Source organism: Prodigiosinella aquatilis, assembly GCA_030388725.1.
Classification (GTDB): domain Bacteria; phylum Pseudomonadota; class Gammaproteobacteria; order Enterobacterales; family Enterobacteriaceae; genus Prodigiosinella; species Prodigiosinella aquatilis.
On the sequence record CP128857.1, the window covers coordinates 3,267,961 to 3,286,017 of the forward strand.

16 protein-coding genes are annotated in these 18,057 nt (G+C 50.4%); 5 read left to right on the top strand and 11 right to left on the bottom strand.

Annotated features, from left to right (window positions below):
• Positions 1 to 215: 215 nt before the first annotated feature.
• The 9 genes from dedD to tctD all read right to left on the bottom strand — a co-directional run bounded on the left by dedD (position 216) and on the right by tctD (position 9,391).
• On the bottom strand, positions 216 to 923 hold the full coding sequence (gene dedD / locus PCO85_15135) for a cell division protein DedD (GenBank protein WJV52557.1): 708 nt from the start codon (positions 921 to 923) through the stop codon (positions 216 to 218).
• On the bottom strand, positions 913 to 2,181 hold the full coding sequence (gene folC / locus PCO85_15140) for a bifunctional tetrahydrofolate synthase/dihydrofolate synthase (protein WJV52558.1): 1,269 nt from the start codon (positions 2,179 to 2,181) through the stop codon (positions 913 to 915). The genes dedD and folC overlap by 11 nt, the downstream gene beginning before the upstream one ends.
• An 84-nt stretch (positions 2,182 to 2,265) precedes the next feature.
• Positions 2,266 to 3,177: an acetyl-CoA carboxylase, carboxyltransferase subunit beta gene (accD, locus tag PCO85_15145; protein WJV56099.1), complete on the bottom strand. Its 912-nt coding sequence runs from the start codon at positions 3,175 to 3,177 to the stop codon at positions 2,266 to 2,268.
• Between the two features lie 231 nt (positions 3,178 to 3,408).
• On the bottom strand, positions 3,409 to 4,071 hold the full coding sequence (locus PCO85_15150) for a DedA family protein (GenBank protein ID WJV56100.1): 663 nt from the start codon (positions 4,069 to 4,071) through the stop codon (positions 3,409 to 3,411).
• 67 nt (positions 4,072 to 4,138) lie between these two features.
• The gene (gene truA / locus PCO85_15155; GenBank protein ID WJV52559.1) at positions 4,139 to 4,963 is read right to left on the bottom strand and encodes a tRNA pseudouridine(38-40) synthase TruA; all 825 of its coding nucleotides are present in this window, start codon (positions 4,961 to 4,963) and stop codon (positions 4,139 to 4,141) included.
• On the bottom strand, positions 4,963 to 5,973 hold the full coding sequence (locus PCO85_15160; GenBank protein ID WJV52560.1) for an aspartate-semialdehyde dehydrogenase: 1,011 nt from the start codon (positions 5,971 to 5,973) through the stop codon (positions 4,963 to 4,965). The genes truA and PCO85_15160 overlap by 1 nt, the downstream gene beginning before the upstream one ends.
• 86 nt (positions 5,974 to 6,059) lie before the next feature.
• Positions 6,060 to 7,196, bottom strand: a complete 1,137-nt coding sequence (gene pdxB, locus PCO85_15165; GenBank protein WJV52561.1) for a 4-phosphoerythronate dehydrogenase PdxB — start codon at positions 7,194 to 7,196, stop codon at positions 6,060 to 6,062.
• Between the two features lie 139 nt (positions 7,197 to 7,335).
• Positions 7,336 to 8,730 carry a sensor histidine kinase N-terminal domain-containing protein gene (locus PCO85_15170; protein ID WJV52562.1) on the bottom strand — a complete coding sequence of 465 codons (1,395 nt, stop codon included), beginning with the start codon at positions 8,728 to 8,730 and terminating at the stop codon, positions 7,336 to 7,338.
• Entirely contained in the window at positions 8,717 to 9,391 is a 675-nt protein-coding gene (tctD, locus tag PCO85_15175) for a transcriptional regulator TctD (protein WJV52563.1), read from the bottom strand. The genes PCO85_15170 and tctD overlap by 14 nt, the downstream gene beginning before the upstream one ends.
• Positions 9,392 to 9,748: 357 nt before the next feature.
• On the opposite strand from tctD, the gene PCO85_15180 reads away from it, so the two are divergent.
• From PCO85_15180 to flk, 4 genes are all read left to right on the top strand, one after another.
• Positions 9,749 to 10,729: a tripartite tricarboxylate transporter substrate binding protein gene (locus PCO85_15180; protein WJV52564.1), complete on the top strand. Its 981-nt coding sequence runs from the start codon at positions 9,749 to 9,751 to the stop codon at positions 10,727 to 10,729.
• A gap of 11 nt (positions 10,730 to 10,740) precedes the next feature.
• On the top strand, positions 10,741 to 11,172 hold the full coding sequence (locus tag PCO85_15185) for a tripartite tricarboxylate transporter TctB family protein (protein WJV52565.1): 432 nt from the start codon (positions 10,741 to 10,743) through the stop codon (positions 11,170 to 11,172).
• A 15-nt stretch (positions 11,173 to 11,187) separates the two neighbouring features.
• Positions 11,188 to 12,705, top strand: coding sequence for a tripartite tricarboxylate transporter permease (locus tag PCO85_15190; protein WJV52566.1), 1,518 nt, complete (start codon positions 11,188 to 11,190; stop codon positions 12,703 to 12,705).
• A gap of 312 nt (positions 12,706 to 13,017) precedes the next feature.
• Entirely contained in the window at positions 13,018 to 14,166 is a 1,149-nt protein-coding gene (gene flk, locus PCO85_15195; GenBank protein ID WJV52567.1) for a flagella biosynthesis regulator Flk, read from the top strand.
• Between the two features lie 116 nt (positions 14,167 to 14,282).
• Here the strand turns inward: flk and fabB are convergent, their stop codons facing one another.
• Positions 14,283 to 15,497, bottom strand: coding sequence for a beta-ketoacyl-ACP synthase I (fabB, locus tag PCO85_15200; GenBank protein ID WJV52568.1), 1,215 nt, complete (start codon positions 15,495 to 15,497; stop codon positions 14,283 to 14,285).
• 159 nt (positions 15,498 to 15,656) lie between these two features.
• Between fabB and mnmC the strand changes: the two genes are divergently transcribed.
• On the top strand, positions 15,657 to 17,675 hold the full coding sequence (gene mnmC, locus PCO85_15205; GenBank protein WJV52569.1) for a bifunctional tRNA (5-methylaminomethyl-2-thiouridine)(34)-methyltransferase MnmD/FAD-dependent 5-carboxymethylaminomethyl-2-thiouridine(34) oxidoreductase MnmC: 2,019 nt from the start codon (positions 15,657 to 15,659) through the stop codon (positions 17,673 to 17,675).
• A 71-nt stretch (positions 17,676 to 17,746) separates the two neighbouring features.
• Here the strand turns inward: mnmC and PCO85_15210 are convergent, their stop codons facing one another.
• The gene (locus tag PCO85_15210) at positions 17,747 to 18,034 is read right to left on the bottom strand and encodes a YfcL family protein (GenBank protein WJV52570.1); all 288 of its coding nucleotides are present in this window, start codon (positions 18,032 to 18,034) and stop codon (positions 17,747 to 17,749) included.
• Positions 18,035 to 18,057: the final 23 nt, after the last annotated feature.

Here is an 18,057-nt window from a genome sequence, read left to right on the forward strand (position 1 = left end):
AAAAGAAAACGTTTGCGTAGCGGATTTCCCTGTCATTAATTCAATAAATACACAAATAAAAAAATCGTCGAATCTCCATAGAGATACCCGCCCGAAAATTTTATTACCCGCTGTAATATCCGGTACGCCGGCAACAGAAACACCGATTATTTGATTCAATACAGCAAAATAAAACCGACAAAAGGTAAGGTCATTTCCCTCCTTCCGTTGCCACTTTAACGTGCGCTGTACGTTTTTATCTGACCATTCAATCCACTGAGTTGTTTCAGTTCATGCAATGATGATTGCAGTTTCTCTTTTGATACATCCGGACCTACATAGATTCGCGTAATCTGTCCGGCTACTGGTACAGAGGGCGTGGTATAGGCCCGATAACCGGAAAGACGCAATTTAGCGATAATCTCATTCACTTTGTCTGAATTTTTCAGAGCACCCAGTTGAACGACAAATGCCTGACCTGCTGGCGCCGTCTGCTCTTGCGTTGATGTCGCCGGCTTCCCTTCGGCCCGTTTTAACACCTCTTTCGATTTGGTTTCCGATTTTGGTTTTATCTCCGGCTTGGGTTCAGGTTTCACAACAACGGGCGGTGCTACAGCTACCGGCACAGACTGCGTTTCCGAGTGTGAAACACGCTTCGTAGATCCATCATCTTCTTTCGCTGTCGGTGCCGTCATGGTCGAACCGTCATTCTTATCCTGCATCGCAGCTTCGGCACCTTCCGGCGGCTGAGTCGGCAATAACTGATTAATTGACGGCATAGACTCTGCCTCCACGGCATCGCCTGGTTTGGGCACCAGCGGAATAGCAGCGAACTCATCTTCGTAATGTTTTTTCTTACCGTCCAGCAATCCAGGCAAGACAATGACACCCAATGCAACCAGGATAATAGTTCCCACCAGGCGATTCTGGAATTTACTCGCCATGCATTCTGCTCCCGTCAAGCGCGTTCATAACATGCGCTACTGTATGGAAAGAACCACAAACGATAACGATATCCTGTTCGAGCGCCTCTTGCATAGCCTGTCGCCAGGCAGACACTACATCCGGATATTGCCGGCAAGCATCAAGATACCGGGCCAATTCATCGGCACTGGCACCTCGCGGGCCCTCCAGCGGAGCGCAATACCACTCATCCACCAGCGGCGCCAAATGAGCCAACGTGCCCGGAATATCCTTATCTGCCAGCATCCCCATTACTGCGCGGATCTTACCTCGTCGCGGTAATGCAGACAGACGGCTGGCCAAATAAGCGGCCGCATGAGGATTATGCGCCACATCCAGAATCAGCAGTGGTTTTTCGTTCACAATCTGAAAACGTCCCGGCAAGGTCGCCTGCTGCAGGCCATATCGAATTGCAGATTCATCTATGTCTAACGGAGAATAATACAACGCGGCCAGTGCAGTAGCGGCATTCGGCAGCGGTACATGCGGCAGCGGCAGCCCGGTTAACTGATGCGACGTGTTTTCCCAACACCAACTGGCTGGTTGAGAGACAAAACGCCACTCATTACCGCGACGATACAGTACGGCCCCTTTTTCTTCCGCGACAGCACCGATCGACGCCGGCATATCCGGCTCACCTACCACGGCGGGTTTGCCACGACGGAAGATACCGGCTTTCTCCCGGCCAATACTTTCCCGGTCATTTCCCAACCAATCGGTGTGATCAAGTGCAATACTGGTCACTACGGACACATCAGCATCAACAATATTGGTTGCGTCCAAGCGCCCTCCCAGGCCAACTTCAAGGATGACCACATCCAGTTGCGCCTGTTTGAAGAGTTGCAATGCCGCCAGCGTACCAAATTCAAAATAAGTTAAAGAAACACTATCCCGGCCAGCGTTGATATCCGCAAAAGCCTGGCAGTGCACCGCTTCAGGCAGTTCTTTGCCTTGAATGCGGACCCGCTCGGTGTAACGCAACAAATGAGGAGAGCTATAAACCCCTACCCGCTTCCCGGCGGCCAGCAGGATTGATTCCAACGTACAGCAGGTTGTCCCTTTACCATTGGTTCCAGCGACCGTAAATACGACACTGGCAGGCTGTAAGAGTTGGAGATTTTCGGCAACCTGTTTGACACGCTCCAGTCCCAGTTCAATGGGCTGGGCATGCAGATGCTCAAGATAATGAAGCCACGTAGCCAAAGGCGACGTGGCTTGTGGTATTTGAAGATTATCCATGAGTCCCGTTCACTGACTTACGGTTCATTGACACAGAACACGGAGAAACACAGTAGTGCTCGCGCATCCTGTTCATCATTTTAATCAGGCTTCATCCTGAGATTCGGTAGTGACAACTTGCTGATGTTCGGCAATGTCCTCCGGTTCGGGATGGTTAGTCAATTTGGCAAGGAGAGTCGCCAGTTTATAACGCATCTCGGGACGGCGAATAATCATATCAATCGCGCCTTTTTCCAACAGAAATTCACTGCGCTGAAAGCCTGGTGGCAACTTTTCACGGACCGTCTGCTCAATAACACGTGGCCCGGCAAAACCAATCAATGCTTTCGGTTCAGCAATGTTCAGATCACCGAGCATCGCCAGACTAGCTGACACCCCCCCCATGGTGGGATCAGTCAGGACTGAAATATACGGCAGTCCACGTTCACGCATTTTGGCCAACGCGGCGCTGGTTTTCGCCATTTGCATCAGCGACATCAGCGCTTCCTGCATACGGGCACCACCACTGGCAGAGAAACACACCAGCGGACAGTTATCTTCCAGCGATTGCTCGACAGCCCGCACAAACCGTGCACCGACGACCGAAGCCATGGAACCGCCCATAAACGAAAACTCAAAGGATGCCACTACTACTGGCATATCATAAAGCGTGCCCTTCATGACCACCATGGCGTCTTTTTCATCGGATTGCTTCTGTGCAGCAGCCAGACGATCCTTGTACTTTTTGGAGTCTCTAAACTTCAGTACATCTCTGGGTTCCAGTTCGCTACCTAACTCAATCGCGCCTTCTTTATCAAGGAAGGCGCTGAGACGGGCACGGGCGGACAGACGCATGTGGTGGTCACACTTAGGACACACTCCCAGGTTACGTTCCAGTTCAGCGCGGTAAAGTACCTGCCCGCAACTATCACATTTAGTCCAAACCCCTTCGGGGATGTTCGCCTTGCGGGTTGGTGTGATATTACTTTTGTTAAGAATTCGTTCAATCCAGCTCATTGATAACCTTTCTGCTTGAACCTGGCGTACGCCAGTACGCTGCTTATGCGCTACCATTCCATGGTAACGCAGCCGAAAAAGCGATGCCTGAACACCTGAAAGAACAGGAGTAGGCATTAGCACTCATAGCTGTCCACATAAACATAGCCATAAATGCCGCTCATTAAAGCATAACAACGCCGATCTGTGGATAAAAAACTGGTCAAACCGGGCGTTAAAATAATTTTCTACTTATTTCCTACTACTGTGTATCGTAGCTCTTTTATGACGCCAGAACTCAATCATACCGGGCAGAATAGAGATGAAGATGATTGCCACAATCAGCAGTTTCAGATTTTTCTGCACGAAGGGTAAATCACCGAACAGATAGCCCGTATAGGAAAATAATAATACCCACAGCAATGCGCCTACCACGTTGTAGGCGGCAAAGTACCGGTAACTCATGCGTCCCATTCCCGCCACAAACGGCGCAAATGTTCTCACAATCGGTACAAAGCGCGCCAGAATAATTGTTTTTCCGCCATGACGAACATAAAACTGATGCGTTTTGTCCAGGTAGCGGCGACGGAAAATCTTTGAATCAGGATTGCGGAACAATTTCTCACCAAACAACCATCCGATGGCATAATTCACCGCATCCCCCAAAATAGCCGCGATCACCAGTAAAACGACAATCAGATGAATATCCAGTGCATTTGATGGCAACGCCGCCAGCGCACCCGCGACAAAGAGCAAGGAGTCTCCCGGCAGAAAGGGAATAACAACCAGCCCGGTCTCACAGAATAAAATAATGAATAAAATGGCATAGACCCAGACGCCATACTGCGTCACCAATTCCGCCAAATGGACATCAATGTGCAAGATAAAATCAATAACAAACCTTACAAACTCCATCATATTGGATATCTCATCATGCTATTTCTCCGCGCAACAGCGCACTCCGTTCCCGAATAAATCAGAATCAGTCATCAGCCAGAAATAATGGCCCCATGGCCAGTTTGGGAAGACCAAAACTCGCTGGGTAATCAACCATCACCAAATAAAGTCCCTCCGCTTTGGCGGTAGCCGCTGCCAACGAACGATCTTTGGCCGCCAGCAGATAGGCCATCCAGCCTTCCGGCTGGTTTTCGCATCCCACTTCCATCAGGCTGCCAACAATATTGCGCACCATATGATGCACAAAGGCGTTGGCTTTGATATCTACCACAATATAGTCACCATAACGCGTGACCTTTAGATGCTTTACATTCCGCCACGGCGTACGGGACTGACATTGCATCGCGCGAAACGAGGTAAAATCATGTTCCCCTAACAGACACTGCCCCGCGCGTTCCATACGTTCCGCATCCAGTGGCAGGTAGAAATGTGTGATACCGCGAGACAAGATAGCCGGCCGATAGCGGTGATTATAGATGACATAACGGTAACGGCGGGCGGTAGCACTAAAACGGGCATGAAAATCATCGTCCACGGTTTTAACCCAACGAACCGCGATATCAGGCGGTAAATTCGCATTGACGCCCATGGTCCAGGCGGCATCTTTACGCACTGAATGCGTTGTAAAATGGACAACTTGCCCCGTCGCATGAACGCCGGCATCCGTCCGACCAGCACAGAAAACAGTAATCGGTTCGTTGGCAACTTGTGATAACGCACGTTCAAGATAACCTTGTACACTTTCTACGTCAGCCTGACGCTGCCAGCCACAATAGCGGCTGCCGTCATACTCGATTCCCAGGGCAATCTTCAGTGATACCGCACCTTCATCAACCTGCAACTCGGTCATTACCCCAGATACTCCTCAACCAGACGTTCAGCAGTTTCTATCGCCATCAGCGCACCACCAAAGCGGATATTATCCGCCACCGACCAGAATTGCAGCAGTTCTGCTACGCCATAATCATTACGCAGACAACCAATGCTGAGATGAATATTGCCAGAAGCATCTTCCACCTGAGTGGGGTAATCCTGATCCTCACTAAGCACAATATCGTCAGCCTGATTCAGTTCATCACGGGCTTCTTCTGCCGATAATGGACGCAATGCCTCAAGATGAACGACCTGAGCATGACCATAGAACACCGGTGACTGAATGCAGTTCACCGAAATTGGCAAACCATCATCCTGCAACACCTTCCTCACTTGATCTACCAGTTGACGTTCTTCTCTTACACTTCCTTCATTATCTGGTAGTAATGGCAATAGGTTGAATGCCAGTTGTTTCGGGAAAATGCCCGGTTCTGGCGGAATACCATTGAGCAAGCGAGCACTTTGCCCGGCCAGATCGTCCACGGCAGCTTTACCATGCGCCGACACTGATAACAGGTTGGTCACATGCAAGCGGGAAAGTCCGGCCTGTTCCGTCAGTGGCTTAATGGCCCTCAGCAACTGACTAGTCAGACTACTTGCCACCGCCACGATATTACGATTACGGTAATCAGCCAGCACCTGCGAATTAACACCCGGCACCACCAGTGGAATATCCGGCTCCTGCGCGAACAGGCCACTGCTGTCAATAACCAGGCATCCAGTATTCCCTGCTTCGTCAGCATAGAGGGAACTGGCCTCCTGTCCGGCGACAAAGAAAGCCAGTTGCGCTTGTGACCAATCAAAGTCTGCGACATTTTCAACCGGTCTGGAGCGACCATTGAACCGTATAACTTCCCCCGCACTGCGTTCACTGGCCAGCGGATACAGCTCACCCACTGGAAATTCACGTTCCTGCAATAACTCCAGCAACGCAGAGCCTACTGCACCCGTCGCGCCAAGCACCGCTATATTCCAGCCATTGGACATGTGGTTCCTCTCCCCAACCTTTTTATAAAATACCTCAGGCGGTGAAAACACCGCCTGAAAAAACGAATTCGTTGATAAACTAATAACTAGCGTTCACCCTGGACAACAGCACTGAATCCTAACTGCTTCAACAATTCTGCACTGCCCTGGTCAACGCAAATGACATGCAGTGACGACCACTCCCGACGTTCCTGATAGAATTTGCGTAACCGGTCAAAACCACCGGAAATAGGTGCCGCCTGACGCAACAATGCATCATCGTGGCGGACATCATACACCAGATGCACCAGCCGTTTTAACAACCGTTCATCCAGCGAGGCGGTTAACGTGATTTCAGTAAATGCCGGTGCCGGTAATAAGGATGACAATACCACCTGCTGTGGTTGGCCGATAAAACGGCTCCAGGCCTCAAAGACCTGGGTTGTACCGCGTGCCTTGCCTTCCAATGTATAGCCAGCGATATGGGCAGTACCGATATCGACCAGACTTAATAGTTCCGTTGATAACTCGGGCTCAGGTTCCCAGACATCCAGCACTACGCTAAGTTTTTTCCCCTGTTTGAGCACATTGAGCAGGGCGACATTATCCACCACCGGGCCACGGCAGGCATTGATCAGAATAGTGCCGTCCCTCAGTGAATCAAGCAGTGTCGCATCCACGTTATGCCAGGTTTTATACGGACCGTCTTTAAACAACGGGACATGGAAAGTCAGAATATCCGCCTGCCCCGCCACCTGCTCCAGCGACAGGAAGTCCTCGTCGCCACCACGTTCGGCACGCGGCGGATCGCATAACAGAGTCCTGACGCCAAAAGCCTTGAGTCGGGCATGAAGACGAGACCCCACATTCCCTACACCAATAATACCGACACAGCGATCTTTCAGACTGAATCCATCACGTTCCGCCAGCATCAACAAGGCAGAAAAAACGTACTCCACCACTGCAATGGCATTACAGCCAGGGGCCGCAGAAAAGGCAATGCCCTGTTGTTGAAGGAAATCCTCATCAACATGGTCAGTTCCCGCCGTAGCCGTACCAACAAATTTGATCGTTTTCCCTGCCAGCAGACTAGCATTGACCTTCGTGACCGAGCGAACCATCAGAGCATCAGCGCCATTCAGCGCCTCAACCGGAATCGGCCTTCCCGGTACGGTAATAACGTCACCCAGTCGGCTAAACAGCTCACGGGCATAAGGCATATTTTCATCAACGAGGATTTTCACGTTATATTTCCTGATTTACGTCTGGCGACAAACGCGCGGTTCCAGTGAAAGCAAGGGGGTTATTTTGCCACAAACCACTGTCAGGGAATACCGGTAGCGCGATACACCATGACGACGTGCTACATGGCAGAGCGGTTGTTCAGGCAGATGAGCGCTTTTTGAACTGCACTCGAACCAACAGCCCCCCCAGCTCAGCACCCTGAGAAAGCTCGGCACGCGTCCCGTGCCAGGCGGTAATGTCCTTGACCAGCGCCAGTCCCAATCCCGTACCCGACAGTCCTGCGCCACTGTCAAGACGGTGAAACGGCATCATCGCCTGTGCCCGGTCAGTTTCAGCGATTCCGGGACCGCTGTCTTCGATCTCAAGTTGTTGGCCGATGACCCTGGCCGTTACCACTCCGCCATATGGTGTATATTTCAACGCGTTATCCAATAAATTGGCGCACAATTCTGTCAGCAATAACGGCTCACCGCATATCAGACAAGACACCGCGCCTTCATACCCCAAATCAATGCATTTACTGCGCGCCTGTGGCAAACGGGAAAAACAGGTTTCACGTACCAGCTCGGCCAAATTCACCGTCTGCCAAGTCTGTTCTCTATTATCGTACGCCCGCAAACGTGACAGTTGTAATAAGCGATCGGTTAACTGGATAGTGCTGTCCAGCGTTTGTTTCATCCCCGCCAGACTCTCACGCCACAGTTCTGGTTGAGGGCTGGATAATGCAACCGAAACTTGAGTTTTCAGTACGGCGAGGGGGGTTCTTAACTGATGAGCAGCATCCGCGCTGAACCGTTCTTGACGAGAAACCATGTTTCTTAGGCGCTCGATATAACGATTGAAAGCCAGAATCAACGGTTGTGTTTCCGACCAGGGTAAAATGGGCGGTAATGGCGTTAAATCGCCGGGATCACGCCGTAACATCAGACTGGAAAGACGACGCAGCGGTTGTAGCAATTTTTTCAACAGAAAAATAGCCAGGATCACCGTGATCAAAACCAGAGCACCCTGGCTGATAATAGCGGTAATCAGCAACTGACGGGCAAAGTCCTGTCGGGAAGACAACGTTTCCGCCACCAGAATCAGCGCCATGCCGTCTACGCTATTTTCATTGACCGGCTGCCAAAGCGCGGCAATTCGAATATCCCGACCACGGTACTGCGCATCATAGAAATGTACCAATGCCGGATAAAGCGTCGATAATGGTGTATTGGGTGGCAAAGGCGGTAAGTCATCATAGCCGGAAAGCGTTTCCCCGTTGGTAGACAACACCTGGTAATAGAGATGATCGTTCATGTTACGCTCAAAACTATCAAGCACTACCCAGGGAACATCCACTATCAAGTGACCCTGCCGCACGATCAGACGCTCTGCAACCGTCCGTGCGGAAGCCAGCAACATGCGATCATAAGCCTGCGTGGCCGCCGCTACCGCATTATGGTAATGCGTCCATACCGATAGTGCCCACAACAGCAGCATCGGCATGCCGAGATATAAAATCAGTTGACCACGTAATGAGTCAGTCAGACGCATTCTGGCACTCAAGACTGTATCCCAGCCCCCGCAATGTCACGATAACCACATTACTGCCCGCCAGTTTTTTACGCACACGGTGGACATAAAGATCGATACTTTCCGGATTGGCATCATCGGTCAGCGTAAACACCTGATCGTAAACATGTTGGCGGGAAACCGGGCGACCACACCGTTGCATTAACGTATTCAGTACCGCCAATTCCCGTGGCGTTAATGTCAGAGGTTTGCCCTGTAGCAAAAAATACCCCTCGTCATGCCAACTCAAGTCACCAAAATGTTGCACTTCCTGTATCTGTCCGCGACTGCGCCGCAGCAAAGCCCGTAGTCGGGCTTCCAATTCCTCCAGTTCAAACGGTTTGGTGAGGTAATCATCCGCCCCTGAATTCAACCCCTTGACGCGATCAGCCACGCCGGAACGTGCCGTAAGCAACAGCACTGGCAGGTTCTGACCACGTTTTCTGATCCGAGCCAACAATTCCAGACCGTTCATCCGCGGCAAAGAGACATCCAGTACAACCAGTGCATAACATTCGTTCTGCAACAGATGATCTGCTGACAGCCCATCGCCGACCAGATCTACCGCGAACCCGGCACCACTGAGTGCTTTCTGCAACCAGTGCGCCAGTTCCGGATGATCTTCGACAAGTAAAATACGCATTACAAACAACCTATTGTGAAAAACTATTCTGGTTAAAAATCGTTGTCATCAAAAAATTGCCTTATCAGTCATTCGCATTTCAGACACCATTTATTTACCACATCACCAAGGCAATAATGACCATTGATGGGAAGACGGACACAACAAAAGTTTCATTTTGCGAACCAACATCCAGCATTCCATTAACACTTTCATCTATTCCTGTCGCCTCTATCACCTGTTTTAAGCGATGTAAATCACATCAGTGAAACTTTTATAACGATTGAAAGGTAACTGAAAGGTTACGGCCGTAACAATTCAATAACCGACCGTTCCCGTGACAGGGATGCACCAACAGCATAAATATGAGGAGTCATCATGAAAAAATACCTCCGTCTTACCCTTACCGCCTCTGCTCTACTGTTTTCAGTACCCATGGTTCAGGCGGCAGACACACCATCACGTACCGAATGTATTGCGCCAGCCAAACCTGGCGGTGGATTTGATCTCACCTGTAAACTGCTGCAAGTAACATTGCAGGAAACCAAACTGATAGACAGTCCAATGCGCGTCACTTATATGCCCGGCGGCGTGGGAGCAGTAGCCTATAACACCATCATTGCACAGCGTCCGAATGAGCCAGGTACCGTGGTAGCGTTTTCAGGTGGTTCACTGCTTAATCTTTCGCAGGGAAAATTCGGCCGCTATACCGTTGATGATGTGAAATGGCTGGCAGCCGTGGGGACCGACTATGGCATGGTGGCCGTCCGCGCCGATTCGCCTTACAAAAACCTGAAAGATCTACTCAATGCCATGCAGAAAAACCCCGACCAGGTGGTTATCGGTGCAGGTGCCTCCATCGGCAGTCAGGATTGGATGAAAAGTGCGTTGCTGGCACGCTATGCCGGTATCGACCCACGAAAAATGCGCTATGTCGCTTTTGAAGGTGGCGGTGAACCACTGACCGCCATGCTCGGTGGGCATGTTCAGGTAGTTTCTGGCGATATGAGTGAAATGGTTCCCCATTTGAAAAGTGGGAAAATCCGTGTGTTAGCCGTATTTTCCAATAATCGTCTACCCGGTCAGTTAGCCAATATTCCAACGGCCAAAGAGCAAGGTTATGACCTGGTATGGCCAATCATTCGCGGCTTTTATCTCGGTCCGAAAGTCAGTGATGCCACCTACCAGTGGTGGGAAGCTATTTTCAAAAAAATGGCCGCCAGCGACGAGTTCAAGAAACAACGCGATATGCGTGGTCTGTTTGAATTCAATATGATGGGTAAAGAACTGGATGCCTATGTCAAAAAACAGGTCGTCGATTATCACGAGCAAGCAAAAGACTTTGGTCTGGCAAAATAATGGAGGTTGCCATGAGTGACCGTTTATTCGCAGGCATCTGGTTGTTGCTCTGTCTCGCTGGACTATATATCGGCTGGGGAATTCAGAGTGAATATAGCTACGAACCTGTTGGGCCGCGCCCTTTCCCCATCGGCATTCTGCTGTTGATGTCCATATGTGCCATTTTTATGCTGATACGAAAATCGGATACGGTGTCGTGGCCGCATTACACGTTGTTAAAACGCCTGCTGACCCTGATTGTCACCCTGTTTGTTTACGCCTGGTTGTTTGAGCGGCTGGGGTTTCCACTGGCCACCGCCCTGCTGGCATTTTGCATCGGCATGTTATTTGGTGCCACCTGGTGGGCCGCAGCAATATCTGGATGTGTCATGGGCGTTTTTCTGTTTTACGCCTTCGATAGACTGCTTGATGTCACGCTGCCGATTGGCAGCGTATTCAGCTAAGGGGAGATAAATACAATGGAAACCTGGTATTTCCTGATGCAAGGATTTGCGGTGGCCATGACACCGGAAAACCTGGTCATTGCCCTGACTGGCTGTTTTATCGGTACCGTGGTGGGTCTGCTTCCCGGCTTGGGCCCAATCAACGGCGTCGCTATCCTGATGCCCTTAGCCTTCGCATTGAAACTGCCTGCCGAGTCAGCATTAATCCTACTGGCGACAGTTTACATTGGCTGTGAATATGGTGGCCGCATTTCATCTATCCTGCTTAATGTGCCTGGTGATGCAGGTGCCATCATGACAGCACTGGATGGCTATCCATTGGCACAGCAAGGCAAGGCGGGTATCGCACTTTCGATTTCCGCTGTCAGTTCCTTTATTGGCTCCACTATCGCCATTCTCGGCATTATTCTGTTTGCACCATTATTGGCTAACTGGGCACTGGCCTTCGGTCCGGCGGAGTATTTTGCCCTGATGGTGTTCGCTATTGCGTGTCTGGGCAGCATGATGAGTCAAAATCCACTGAAGTCATTCCTGGCGGCATTGATAGGGTTGAGCCTGGCCACCGTAGGGGTGGATGCCAATACCGGCGTATACCGTTTCACCTTTGATAACGTACATCTTTCCGATGGTATCCAGTTCGTCGTCGTGGTCATCGGTCTGTTCTCCGTGAGTGAAATTCTGCTGATGCTGGAAAGCACCAGTGGCGGACAAAAAGCGGTAAAACACACCGGGCGCATGCTATTTAACGTCAAAGAAGCCATGCAGTGTGCCGGCCCGACGATTCGTTCTTCTCTAATGGGTTTTTTTATCGGTGTACTGCCTGGCGCGGGCGCCACCATTGCCAGCGCTATCGCCTGGATGACCGAGAAAAAACTCAGCGGCAATAGCGACACCTTCGGCAAAGGCGATATTCGCGGTATCGCCGCGCCTGAAGCGGCAAATAACGCCTCGGCCTGCGGTTCATTTATTCCCATGCTGACACTGGGTATCCCTGGTTCGGGCACCACCGCTGTCATGGTAGGAGCACTGACGCTATATAACATTACACCTGGCCCGGCCATGTTTACCGAGCAGCCAGATATCGTCTGGGGACTAATTGCCGCCTTACTGATTGGTAACCTGATACTGCTGATCATGAACATTCCGATGATCGGCCTGTTCACCCGTATGCTGAACATTCCCATGTCACTTCTGGTTCCGGCCATTGCCGCCATTTCTGCAGTGGGTGTTTATGCCGTTCACAGTACGACGTTCGATCTGATGCTAATGGTGGGATTAGGCGTATTTGGCTATATTCTGCGCAAAATGCATTTCCCTATGTCACCACTGATTCTCGGCTTTGTTCTGGGGGACATGTTGGAGCAAAATCTGCGTCGTGCCCTGTCCATCAGTAATGGCGGGTTAGCCATTCTGTGGGACAGCACTATCAGCAAAAGCCTGCTGATATTAGCCATCGCCGTGCTGATTTTGCCAGCTGTGCTGAAAATCTGGCGCAAGTATCATCATCGCACGTCATCAGTAGAATCGATGTAACCTATTTTCCTCTTCAAACAACAACATATCGTCACGGAGATAATGGATTTGCCTCCGTGACATCATCAGTTATAGAGATGCCGTAGACATAATATTACGGTGGCAACAGGTTTCACTCCGGTTACACTGCCTTTTCGTAGAGGCCTCCTTTCGATTCAACCTTCATGCTTACGTGTACTGTTCTCTTTTAGACTAAAATTTTTCATACAATCACGTGACCGACTACCCGTGAGATCCGGTGATTGATATCATGGTTATCTTTTATTCAATCTGTTGCACAATCCCTGAACAGCGACCCGGTAAGGATCCCCAATGCAACCAGTAAGCGGCCCCGGTAACTCTTTACAAGGCGACAAGACAGTCGATACGCCATCGTTAAAGGCCAGTACCCAGGGAGAAGACTTACCTTTGACACCAGCACAGCGAACCACGCTGGAACGGCTGATTGTAAAAATCATGGCACTCAGTTCGTCTAAAACAGCGGAAATATGGGCTGGTTTACGCCATGATCTCGGAATCAGGAATGGTGCGGAAATTATGTCGACGCAATTCAAGGCTGCCGAGCAAGTGCTACAGACCCGACTCTCCACCGCACAAGATACACTTGGTGCTCGCCAGTTATTACAACAGCTTACCGAACTGTTACCGCAAGGGAATAACCGTCAGGCAGTCAGTCAGTTTATTCGTCAGCAATTCGGTCATACCGTGCTCAGCTCACTAAGTCATTCACAGTTACAACAGGTCGTCACACTACTGCAAAATGGCAAAATGCCGCAGGCCAGCCAGTCATTGCAATCGGGAGGACTCCCGCCATCGGGTCAGGTAGCGCCATCAGGACCATTGTTACAATCTGGGCAAAGCATTTCCCCCGGCTCGGTTGTCACGCCCATTCCCTTATCGGTCGCCACACCGCTGGAACGACCATTGTTGCCTGCTGAACACAACAGCCTGAACCAACTCGTATCTCGCCTGACAGCACTCACTGGTGAACCCGTCGCCAAGGTATGGCTGACACTGATGAATATACAGGGCCTGGATAGTGGGGATCCCATTCCCGCGAAAAATTTTCAAATACTGAGCCAGTTCCTGCAAACTCAGACGGCATTAATTCAGCATCATCCAGCGCCGACGCTGGCAACGCTGCAAACCGTACTGAAACAGCCTGTCGATACACAAGAACAGCAGATGTTGCTGAATTACACTCAAACTCATTTTAACGCTACACCACAAACCCAGCTAACACCGTTTCAGATCAACGATATAGTGACTTTTTTGTTCAGCAAACGTTTGCAGAATACGCAGGGAAAAGCGTCGTCTGCCTACGCCTTATCTGGTCAACCACTGATCAACCCGTTTATCGCCATGCTACCCACAGAGTGGCGTCCATTATTTGGTAAACCGATGGCATTAGCCATAATGGGTACATTACTGGTGATGCTTCTGCTGTGGATTCTGTTCTGATGAAGTAACGACTTAGAGGGGCTGTAGTGATAGGAAATTTTGCTGAGGAAAAACCATAACCGGAACACAGAAGAATTCCGGGGTAGATAGATACTACCCCGGTATCAGCGAGAGAGTTACTGAGGATATTTACTCATTACCAACACGGCGTTAGTTCCGCCGAAACCAAACCCATTGGACATCACGGTGTTTAGCTTACGTTCAGTCGGCTTAGTGATGATTTCCATGCCTTCGGCATGTTCATCCTGCGTTTCAATGTTAATACTCGGTGCAATAAAACCATGCTTCAGCATGAGCAGCGAGTAGATGGTTTCCTGAACGCCTGCGGCTCCCAGAGAGTGGCCGGTCATCGACTTGGTTGAAGAAAACGCCGGGACATTGTTACCAAAAACCTCACGCATCGCCCACAGTTCCTTCACATCACCTACTGGTGTAGATGTACCATGAGTATTAATGTAATCAACCGGTGTATCAACACTTTGCAGGGCCATCTTTATACAGCGCATGGCACCTTCACCTGACGGAACCACCATATCAGCACCATCGGAGGTCGCACCATACCCAACAACTTCTGCATAGATGTGCGCACCACGCGCCAATGCGTGCTCCAGTTCTTCCACTACCACAATACCGCCGCCGCCAGCGATAACAAAACCATCACGATCCGCGTCATAGGTACGTGACGCTTTTTCCGGCGTGTCATTGTACTTGGTGGACAACGCGCCCATGGCATCAAACTCACAGGCCATTTCCCAGCACAACTCTTCACCACCACCAGCAAAAACAACATCCTGCTTGCCCAACTGAATCATCTCTACCGCATTACCGATACAGTGAGCCGAAGTTGCACAGGCAGAACTGATGGAATAGTTAACACCACGGATTTTGAACGGCGTCGCCAGACAGGCAGAAACACCAGATGCCATAGATTTGGTTACCATATAAGGACCAACACCGCGCAAACCTTTGGCACGCATACCATCCGTACCAGCCACTTGGTTGCGTGGGGAACCACCACCAGAGCCCACAATCAGACCAGTACGGTCATTAGAAACCTGATCCGGTGCTAAACCGGAATCTGCAATAGCTTGCTCCATGGAAAGATAAGCATAAATAGATGCATCACTCATAAAACGCACAACTTTGCGATCAATAAGTCCAGCGGTATCCAGTTTAACGTTTCCCCATACGTGGCTACGCATGCCGGAATCTTTCAGCTCTTGGGAAAACGTTATGCCTGAGCGGCCTTCACGTAAAGATGCCAGGACTTCTTCTTGGTTATTACCGATACTAGATATGATCCCCAGACCAGTAATTACAGCACGTTTCATTCAATACCTCTTCCACTTATATAGTTTGGGATTTAGCCATGCACTTTAGCGTACACTTGTAAGCTGAACAAGTCCGATCAGACGAACTCTTCTCAAATTTGCGCCCTAACCGACTGATCGCTAAAATCGCACCACTGCCTGAATAATGAGTTAGTTGCCGTGACAACCCCTCCCATTCAACATGCTGTACTGAGTTGGAACGATCAGGGTACACCTGTATCGCAACAGTTTGATGACGTCTACTTCTCCAATCAGAATGGATTGGATGAAACCCGCTACGTCTTTTTACAGGGAAACCATTTTCCGGTACGTTTTACCTACCATTCCGATGCAGTATGTACTGTTGCGGAAACCGGGTTTGGTACTGGGTTGAATTTTCTTACCTTGTGGCAGGCATTTGATCAGTTTCGCAAACAGGCACCACATGCTGTGCTGCGTCGACTTCATTTCATCAGTTTTGAAAAGTTTCCGTTACGTTGCCACGATCTGGCCGCCGCACATGCTCAGTGGCCGGAGCTGGCACACTATGCCAATGAATTGCGTCAACAGTGGCCAATAGCATTACCCGGTTGTCATCGTCTGATTCTGGCAAAAGGCGCTATCACGCTGGATTTATGGTTCGGTGACATCAATATGTTGCTACCCCAATTGGACGATAGTCTGACACACAAAATTGACGCCTGGTTTCTGGATGGCTTTGCCCCGGCCAAAAATCCGGATATGTGGACGGAGAATCTGTTCGGTTCAATGGCCAGGCTATGTCGTCCGCAAGGTACGTTTGCAACCTTCACAGCAGCAGGATTCGTTCGCCGCGGACTACAACAAGCGGGGTTTAACGTAAGTAAAATCAAAGGGTTTGGTCATAAACGGGAAATGCTATGCGGTACAGTGCCAGAAGCCATAACAGCACTCGATACCACGCCCTGGTATACCCGGCCGGCGGCAACAGATTCCCATGATGTGGCAATTATTGGTGGTGGTATAGCCAGTATTCTAACGGCGTTGGCACTGCAACGGCGAGGAACTCAAGTCACGCTTTATTGCACCGACGACACGGTGGGGCAAGGTGCATCAGGCAACCGCCAGGGGGCACTCTACCCGCTATTGAACGATAAACACGATGCCTTATCCTGTTTCTTCGCCAATGCATTTACCTATGCACGGCGTTATTATGATGCCCTTGCCGCTCAGGGCGTTCAATTTGAACATCAATGGTGTGGTGTAAGTCAGCTAGCTTACGATGACAAAAGCGCCCGCAAGATAGCAAAAATTATTGCCGGTCACTGGCCGTTGGAACTGGTTGCCGACCATTCAGCAGAGGAATTGACCACACTCGTCGATTTGCCGTTACAGACTCATGGTATCACCTATCCACAAGGCGGCTGGCTATGCCCGGCAGAATTGACGGCCGCCGCGTTAGCGCTGGCACAACAGCGTGGACTGATAGCACAGATGAATACCCCGGTAAAACGTCTGATACAGACTTCGTCAGGCTGGACGCTGATACTCAATGAAGATCGGGAAGAGAACCACGCCACAGTCATTCTGGCCAACGGTCATCAATTAACAGAGTGGGAACAGACCCGACATTTACCCGCCTATCCCGTCCGCGGCCAGGTAACGCATATCCCCACCACCCCACGCTTGAGACAACTTAAACAGGTACTCTGCTACAATGGCTACCTGACACCACTCAGCCCACAGCATCAGCAGCACTGTATCGGTGCCAGTTACCAGCGTGGTGATAGCGGAACGGATTACCGCGAAGAGGATCAGCAGCAAAACCATCAACGGTTGATTGATTGTCTGCCAGATGCCACCTGGCCGGAAGACATTGATATCAGCGGTCAGCTAGCGCGCAGTGGTATCCGCTGCGCCACTCGCGATCATCTGCCATTATTGGGAGCTGTGCCTGATTATCAGCAGACAGTGGCAGACTATCAGGATTTACCGCAACAACTGGCGACGGGAAACGCGAGCGCTGCCGCGCCGGTTCACCGCAATCTGTTTATTCTGGGGGCGCTTGGCTCACGGGGTTTATGTTCAGCACCGCTGGCGGCAGAAATTCTGGCGTCACAGATATACGGTGAGCCATTGCCACTGGATAAGGAAACCCTGGCGGCACTCAATCCAAACCGTTTTTGGATAAGAAAGTTGCTCAAAAGCCGGCCGGTGTAATGTTATCTATATATCTGTCCAGGCGGTAAACCGAACATGGGCCAATCAATCAGCCCATAAGGCAACATGGTTTAACTTGCCTGCTGGTGCTGCGCCTGGAGATAAAGTCGTTCCCACATGTCATTCACCAACGCCTGGTCGGGCGGAGAAAGCTCGCCATGTTGAATCGCGTTGTGCAGACTGCCATATACTCGGGTACACAGCGCATCAGCCGTATTCTCACCATGTTCTTCCGCCTCGGCGACAGCCAGCGTCAAATGACCGCGCAGGTAGCCACCGGCAAAAAGTTCATCATCGCTGGCATGTTCCACCATGTCATCGATCAGCGTCAAAATACGCGCTTCAAATTCTGCGATCATCTATCGTCCTCAGTTATTCATAT